We start from the raw sequence: 6,471 nt of genomic DNA, 5'->3' as shown, positions 1-6,471 counted from the left end.
CTACGCCGATGACCAGCAGCTGCGCCCCTACTCGAAAGCGCGCTGGAGCATGCCGCCGCCGCAACTGGTGCGCCAGCGCCTGCGCGAGCAGCTCAGCCAGCGCCGGGCGGTGTTCAATGCGCGCGAAAGCGTCGCGCTCAACCGCAGCCAGAGCGCCGCCTTGCCGCTGCTGCTGCGCCTGCAGCTTGAAGAGTTCAGCCAGTTGTTCAGCACGCCCGAGTCCAGTGTCGGCCTGATCCGCCTGCGCGCCACGCTGGTGGAGCTGACGCCCGCCGGCGAAAAACTGCTGGGGCAGCGCAGCGTGGTGGTGCAGCGGCCGGCCCCCAGCGCCGATGCGGCTGGCGGCGTGCGCGCCCTGACGGCGGCCACCGACGCCGCGATTGAAGAGCTGGACCAGTGGCTGCAGCAGGCGCCAGCGCAGGCGCGCTAGGCCTGTCCGCTTATCCGCGCAGCACCGGAAACAGCTTGACGAGGCCCCCGGCCATCACCTCCACGGCCAGCGCCGCCAGAATCAGCCCCATCAGGCGGGTCATCACATTGATGCCGGTTTTGCCCAGCACGCGGGCAATCGGCTCGGCCAGCGCAAAGCACAGCGCAGTCGCCAGGCCAATCACCACGCCATAGCCCACCAGCGTGCCGAGCTGGAAAAACGTCTTGGCCTTTTCAGCGTAGATGACCACGGTGGACATGGTGGCCGGCCCCGTGAGCAGCGGAATCGTCAGCGGCACCACGGCAATGCTGGCGCCCATGGCGGCCTTTTCCGCGCCGTCTTCCATCTCGTTGGTCAGCGGCTTGGCCTCGGCCGGCTGCGCGTTGAGCATGTTCATGGAACTGATCAGCAACAACAGGCCGCCGCCGACCTGGAAGCTGGGCAGTGAAATGCTGAAGAATTCGAGTATTTGCAGGCCCAGCAGCGCGCTGGTGGCAATCACGACAAACGCACTGAAGGACGCCACCAGGACGGTGCGGCGCCGCTGCTCTTTTGAAAAATCCTGCGTGTAGTGAATGAAAAATGGCACGATGGCCAGCGGGTTGACGATGGCCAGCAGCGTCACCAGGGGTTTGAAGTCCATCTAGCGGCCTCCCGCCACGTCGAGCAAGGCGCCGGTGGTGTAGCTGGCCCCGTCACCCAGCAACCAGGCAATCGATGCGGCCACTTCTTCGGCGCTGCCGGCGCGCTGCATCGGCACCTGCGGCGCCAGGTCGCGCACCCGATCGGGCAGGCCGCCCGAGGCATGGATGTCGGTGTCTATGATGCCCGGCCGCACCGCATTGACACGAATGCCTTCCGCAGCCACTTCCCTGGCCAGGCCCAGGGTAAAGGTATCAATCGCGCCCTTGGCCGCCGCGTAGTCCACGTACTGGCCGGGCGAGCCGAGCCGAGCCGCCGCGCTGGATACATTGACAATGGCGCCGCCCGAGCCGCCGTGGCGCGTGCTCATGCGCCTGACGGCTTCGCGGGCGCACAGGAAGGAGCCGAACACATTGACTTCAAACATGCGCTGCAGGCGCTGCAAGGTGATGGCCTCCACCCGCGTGGTCTGGTCCACCACGCCGGCGTTGTTGACCAGCGCGCTCAAGCGGCCGAACTTGGCGTCGACCTTTTCAAACATCGCCACCACTTGGGCTTCCACAGCCACATCGGCCTGCACCGCCATGGCCTGGCCGCCCGCCTGGCGGATCTGCCGCACCACCTCGTCGGCCGCCAGCGAGTTGGCGGTGTAATTGACCGCCACCGCGTAGCCCTGGCGGGCCGCCAGAAGTGCCGTGGCCGCGCCAATGCCGCGCGAGGCGCCTGTGATCAAAACAACTTGGGACAAACCAGTCTCCTGCAAAAAATATCAATCCCGGGTACAAACGGGAACGCGCTGAATCAGTGACTGTAATGACTTATTGCAACTGGAGAAAGAACTTTGAGCACCACCGTGGACTATTACTTCGCCCCGCAAAGCCCCTGGGCCTACCTGGGGCACGCGCGCCTGGCGCAGATCGCGCGCGCGGCGGGCGCCACCGTGCGGGTGCTGCCGGTCGACCTGGGCGGCAAGGTGTTTCCCATCTCGGGCGGGCTGCCGCTGGGCCAGCGCGCACCGCAGCGCCAGGCCTACCGGCTGCTGGAGCTGCAGCGCTATTCAGACCATCTGCAGGCGCCCCTCCACCTCAAGCCGCGCTACTTCCCGGTGTCCGGCGACGACGCCGCGCGCCTCATCATTGCGGTTGATCTGCACGACGGCGCTGACGCTGCCATGGCGCTCAGCGGCGCGGCGCTGGCGGCGGTCTGGGCCAGCCAGCGCAACATTGCCGACGACAAGGTGCTGGCCGGGTTGCTGGCCGAATGCGGCCTGAGCCCCGAGCGGCTGGCGCAGTCCCAAAGCCAGGCGGTGCAGCAGCGCTACGAGGCCAATACCCAGCAGGCGATTGATGCCGGCGTGTTCGGCGCGCCCAGCTACGTGATTGACGGCGAGCTGTTCTGGGGCCAGGACCGGCTTGATTTTGTCGAGCGCAAACTCCAGGCTGCTGCCTGAATCCCTACCTCACACAGAAAAAACAAGGAGCTTTCATAGCATGGGTCAATTCATCAATCTCACCGCCGCCGATGGCTTCACCGTGCCCGCCTACGTGGCGCAGCCCGCAGGCACGCCGCGCGGCGCTGTCGTCGTGGTGCAGGAAATTTTCGGTGTCAATTCACACATCCGCTCGGTGGCAGACCGCTATGCCGCAGAAGGCTATCTGGCCGTGGCACCATCGACCTTTGAGCGCGTCAAGCCCGGCGTGGAGCTGGGCTACACCGAGGCCGACATGGGCGCGGGGTTTGCGTTGAAAACCGCCGTGGACGCCTTGCCGGGCGCGGGCGTGCTGCAGGACCTCCAGGCGGCCATCGACCACGCGGCCCAGGCCAGCGGCGGCAAGGTCGGCATTGTCGGGTTTTGCTGGGGCGGCCTGCTGGCATGGAAGGCGGCCTGCACGCTCAAGGGCTTGAGCGCCGCCATTGTTTACTATGGTGGCGGCATCACGACCGAAGGCGAAATTGCGCGCCAGCCGCAGTGCCCGGTGATGGCGCACTTTGGCGACCAGGACCACTGGATTCCGCTGGAAGGCGTCGAGGCCTTCAAGAAGGCGCACCCCGCCGTCGAAGTGCATGTCTATGCGGCCAACCACGGCTTTAACTGCGACCAGCGCGGCTCGTACAACGAAGCCGCCGCCAATCTGGCGCGGGAGCGTTCGCTGGCGTTTTTTGCCGCCAGGCTGGGCTGAGCTGTTGCGGCCGTCAACGGGCCGCTGATTCACCCGGCAGACGACGGAACGCGGTCTAGCGGCTGGTCCTCGCGAGGTAACGCTTGCGCCAGAAAACGGACACGACGACGACGACCAGCGACACCATCAGGCCAAAAGTCCACCAGAACCCGGCGGAGCTGTGGATGGCGGGCAGGAACTCGAAGTTCATGCCGAAAAACCCGGTGATCAGGTTCAGCGGCAAGAACACGGCTGTCAGCGCGGTGAGCGTGCGCATGATGTCATTGGTGCGGTTGCTCTGCAGCGAAAAATGCATTTGCACCGCAGTTTCGGCGCTTTGCTCCATGCGCCGCACATGGTGCACCACGCGCTCGATGTGTTCCAGCACGTCACGCGAGCGAATTTTGAGCAACTCGCGCTCGCGCTGCGCGGCGGGCGTGCTGCCCTCGGGCCAGGTCTCGATCGAGTCAATCCAGTCCTGCAGCGCCGAGCGCTGGTCTTCGCAGATTTCGTCCAGCTCGTGCATGGTCAGCCGGGCATCGAGCACCGAGGCCCAGTTGCTAAAGCGTGAGCCGGGCTTGAGCAGTTCGGACTGCCAGTGGCCCAGCTGGCGCGTCAACTCGCGCCGCAGTTCCAGGTAGCCGTCCACCATGTGGTTGACGATGCGCAGCATCAAATCGGCCGGGCTGGCGGGCAGCTTGACCCCGCTGGCGCGCGACTCCTGGCTGGTGGCGTTGAGCAGCTTGAGCGCGTAGGCTTCGCGCACGGCGCAGTCGGTCGGGTGCACGGTCAGCAGCACCTGGTCAAACACCGCAAACCCGACGGGGCTGGTGTCAATATGCTTGAGCACCGGCGGTCCGCTGCGTTTGGCCCGTGGCGGCTGGGGCTGGCTGGGCGCGGCCAGGTCGGCTTCGGTGTTGCCGGTGGCCAGGCGGCGAAACACCAGCATGTCGTACTGTGAGGTGTAGTCGTAGTGCGAAGGCAGCTGGTTGTTCAGCAGGTCAGAGACATGCAGGTCCACCAGCTGCGTGCCGCACAGGCTTTGCAGGCTGGCCTGGATCTGCGCCTGCCGCAGCTCGAACTCGCGCCGCGCGCAGGCAATCCAGACAAAGCCTTGCGGCGGCAGTTCGCTGGGCAGTGCATCGGTTTCGGTGACGCCCTTGCCGTTGGCGGTGATGTTGAAAACGCGCATGAAAGCTTCAAACCCCGGGTTTTTAAATAAAATAGGCCTCTAGCCCATACAGGTCGGATATTTATAGCTACTTATTTTGTAGCATTAGAAGGCCGCAGGGTGCATGGGCCCGGTGTTTCAGCCTTGGCGCAGCTTTCTGGCGGCGTCCATCGCAAAGTAAGTCAGTACGCCATCGGCCCCCGCCCGCTTGAAGGCCAGCAGGCTTTCCATCATCACGGCGTCGTGGTCCAGCCAGCCGTTCAGCGCGGCAGCCTTGAGCATGGCGTACTCGCCGCTGACCTGGTAGGCGAACGTGGGCACCTGGAATTCGTCCTTGACGCGGCGCACCACGTCCAGGTAGGGCATGCCGGGCTTGACCATCACCATGTCCGCGCCTTCGGCAATGTCCATGGCGACTTCGCGCAGCGCCTCGTCGGAGTTGCCCGGGTCCATCTGGTAGACCTTCTTGTCGGCCTTGCCCAGGTTGCCGGCCGAGCCCACGGCGTCGCGGAACGGGCCGTAAAACGCACTCGCGTACTTGGCGCTATAGGCCATGATGCGGGTGTGGATCAGCTTGCGGCTCTCCAGCGCCTGGCGGATCGCGCCGATGCGCCCGTCCATCATGTCGCTGGGCGCGACGATGTCAACGCCGGCTTCGGCCTGGGTCAGCGCCTGCTGGACCAGCATTTCCACCGTCTCTTCATTCATGATGTAGCCGTCGCTGTCGGGCAGGCCGTCCTGGCCGTGGCTGGTGAAAGGGTCCAGCGCCACATCGGTCATCACGCCGAGTTCGGGAAAGCGTTTTTTCAGCTCGCGCACCACGCGCGGCACCAGGCCGTCGGGGTTCAGCGCTTCCCTGCCGTCGTAAGTCTTGAGCGCGTTGTCTATCACCGGAAACAGGGCCATCACGGGGATGCCGAGTTGCACACACTCCTCTGCCACCGGCAGCAGCAGGTCCAGGCTGAGCCGCTCGACCCCCGGCATAGAGGCAATCGGCACGCGCTGGTTCTGGCCATCGGTCACGAACACCGGGTAAATCAGGTCGTGGGCGGTGAGCGCGTGCTCGCGGACCAGGTTGCGCGTGAAGCTGTCACGGCGCAGGCGACGGGGGCGGCCCATCGGAAAGGGAGCGAAGTTGGAGGCGTGCAGTGTCATGGGCAAATTGTGCCAAACCTTTGGGCCGGCCATGCGGGAGTGGGTTGATCCCCTTTGTCCCCTTTGCCTTACCGGGCCTTACCGTGTTTACATTTAAGCGCTGGCGCGCCTGGAAAAGGTTTGGACAAGTCTTGGCCGGCATGGTTAGAATTAAAGCGTGCGGCGGCCAGTTTGGTTGCTGCATCCCGCTTTTCCTCCCTGAGCGGGGCCTTTGCGTGTGACAGCAAAGAGGCTTACCAGCCCGGCTGGCCCTTGTGCCGCCGGGCTTCTTTTTGTCCAAAAATGCGCCGGACTACACTCGAGCCATGCTTTGGGTCAAATCCTTCCACATCGTTTTCATTGCCAGCTGGTTTGCCGGACTTTTTTACCTGCCGCGCATTTTTGTCAATCTGGCCATGGTGCCGCCCGAAAGCGTGGCCGAGCGCGCGCGGCTGATGCTGATGGCCCGCAAGCTGCTGCGCTTCACCACGCTGCTGGCGGTTCCTGCCCTGGCGACCGGCTTGTGGCTCTATCTCGGATATGGCATCGGGCTGGGGTCGGGCAATGGCTGGATGCATGCCAAGCTGGCCGTGGTGGCGCTGGTGATCGGTTATCACCACGCCTGCGGCCGGGTGCTGGCCACCTTTGCGGACAACCGAAACCAGCGCAGCCATGTCTGGTTTCGCTGGTTCAATGAGGCGCCGGTCATCTTGATGCTCATCGTGGTGATTCTTGTGGTGGTCAAGCCTTTTTAGGGCTGATAGCACAAGGCAATGCCAGACGCCCCGACCCCGCACCCGGATTCTCCAGCAGACGCCGGCAGGCCGGCTTTGCCGGATGCCATGCGTCGCCCCCTGCAAGGGGGAAAGGAAGTACACGAAGCGCAGCGCAGTGACAACGATGGGGGTGTGCACAGAACCATGGCGTGGCCGCTG

General features: G+C 64.7%; 8 protein-coding genes. 4 read left to right on the top strand and 4 right to left on the bottom strand.

Going from position 1 to position 6,471, the window contains the following annotated elements:
- On the top strand, positions 1-430 hold a 430-nt coding region (locus tag IV091_RS16275), incomplete at its 5' end, for an ABC-type transport auxiliary lipoprotein family protein (RefSeq protein WP_293470304.1).
- Positions 431-440: 10 nt separating this feature from the next.
- Here IV091_RS16275 and IV091_RS16270 read toward each other — a convergent pair.
- Together IV091_RS16270 and IV091_RS16265 are read right to left on the bottom strand one after the other, a co-directional pair.
- Positions 441-1,073, bottom strand: a complete 633-nt coding sequence (locus IV091_RS16270; protein ID WP_293470303.1) for a MarC family protein — start codon at positions 1,071-1,073, stop codon at positions 441-443.
- On the bottom strand, positions 1,074-1,820 hold the full coding sequence (locus IV091_RS16265) for an SDR family oxidoreductase (RefSeq protein WP_293470302.1): 747 nt from the start codon (positions 1,818-1,820) through the stop codon (positions 1,074-1,076).
- Positions 1,821-1,913: 93 nt separating this feature from the next.
- On the opposite strand from IV091_RS16265, the gene IV091_RS16260 reads away from it, so the two are divergent.
- Positions 1,914-2,522 carry a 2-hydroxychromene-2-carboxylate isomerase gene (locus tag IV091_RS16260; RefSeq protein ID WP_293470301.1) on the top strand — a complete coding sequence of 203 codons (609 nt, stop codon included), beginning with the start codon at positions 1,914-1,916 and terminating at the stop codon, positions 2,520-2,522.
- 40 nt (positions 2,523-2,562) lie between these two features.
- Positions 2,563-3,252: a dienelactone hydrolase family protein gene (locus IV091_RS16255; RefSeq protein WP_293470300.1), complete on the top strand. Its 690-nt coding sequence runs from the start codon at positions 2,563-2,565 to the stop codon at positions 3,250-3,252.
- A gap of 55 nt (positions 3,253-3,307) precedes the next feature.
- Here the strand turns inward: IV091_RS16255 and IV091_RS16250 are convergent, their stop codons facing one another.
- Positions 3,308-4,423: a magnesium transporter CorA family protein gene (locus IV091_RS16250; RefSeq protein ID WP_293470299.1), complete on the bottom strand. Its 1,116-nt coding sequence runs from the start codon at positions 4,421-4,423 to the stop codon at positions 3,308-3,310.
- 117 nt (positions 4,424-4,540) lie between these two features.
- A complete protein-coding gene (hemB, locus tag IV091_RS16245; RefSeq protein ID WP_293470298.1) occupies positions 4,541-5,557 on the bottom strand; it encodes a porphobilinogen synthase in 1,017 nt (338 codons plus the stop codon).
- Between the two features lie 305 nt (positions 5,558-5,862).
- Here hemB and IV091_RS16240 point away from each other — a divergent pair, with 305 nt between their 5' ends.
- Positions 5,863-6,291 (top strand): CopD family protein, encoded by a 429-nt coding sequence (locus IV091_RS16240; RefSeq protein ID WP_293470297.1) that lies wholly within the window; start codon positions 5,863-5,865, stop codon positions 6,289-6,291.
- The last annotated feature ends 180 nt before the right edge of the window (positions 6,292-6,471 follow it).

The organism is Polaromonas sp. (assembly GCF_018780625.1).
Classification (GTDB): Bacteria; Pseudomonadota; Gammaproteobacteria; order Burkholderiales; family Burkholderiaceae_C; genus Polaromonas.
The sequence above is the reverse complement of the archived record's forward strand: the minus strand, read 5'-3'. Positions and strand labels throughout refer to the sequence as shown.

Bases quoted from the DNA above. Each gene is read 5' to 3' on its own strand.
- hemB (WP_293470298.1), bottom strand. From the start codon at position 5,557: ATGACACTGCACGCCTCCAACTTCGCTCCCTTTCCGATGGGCCGCCCC.
- IV091_RS16240 (WP_293470297.1), top strand. From the start codon at position 5,863: ATGCTTTGGGTCAAATCCTTCCACATCGTTTTCATTGCCAGCTGGTTT.
- IV091_RS16270 (WP_293470303.1), bottom strand. From the start codon at position 1,073: ATGGACTTCAAACCCCTGGTGACGCTGCTGGCCATCGTCAACCCGCTG.
- IV091_RS16255 (WP_293470300.1), top strand. From the start codon at position 2,563: ATGGGTCAATTCATCAATCTCACCGCCGCCGATGGCTTCACCGTGCCC.
- IV091_RS16250 (WP_293470299.1), bottom strand. From the start codon at position 4,423: ATGCGCGTTTTCAACATCACCGCCAACGGCAAGGGCGTCACCGAAACC.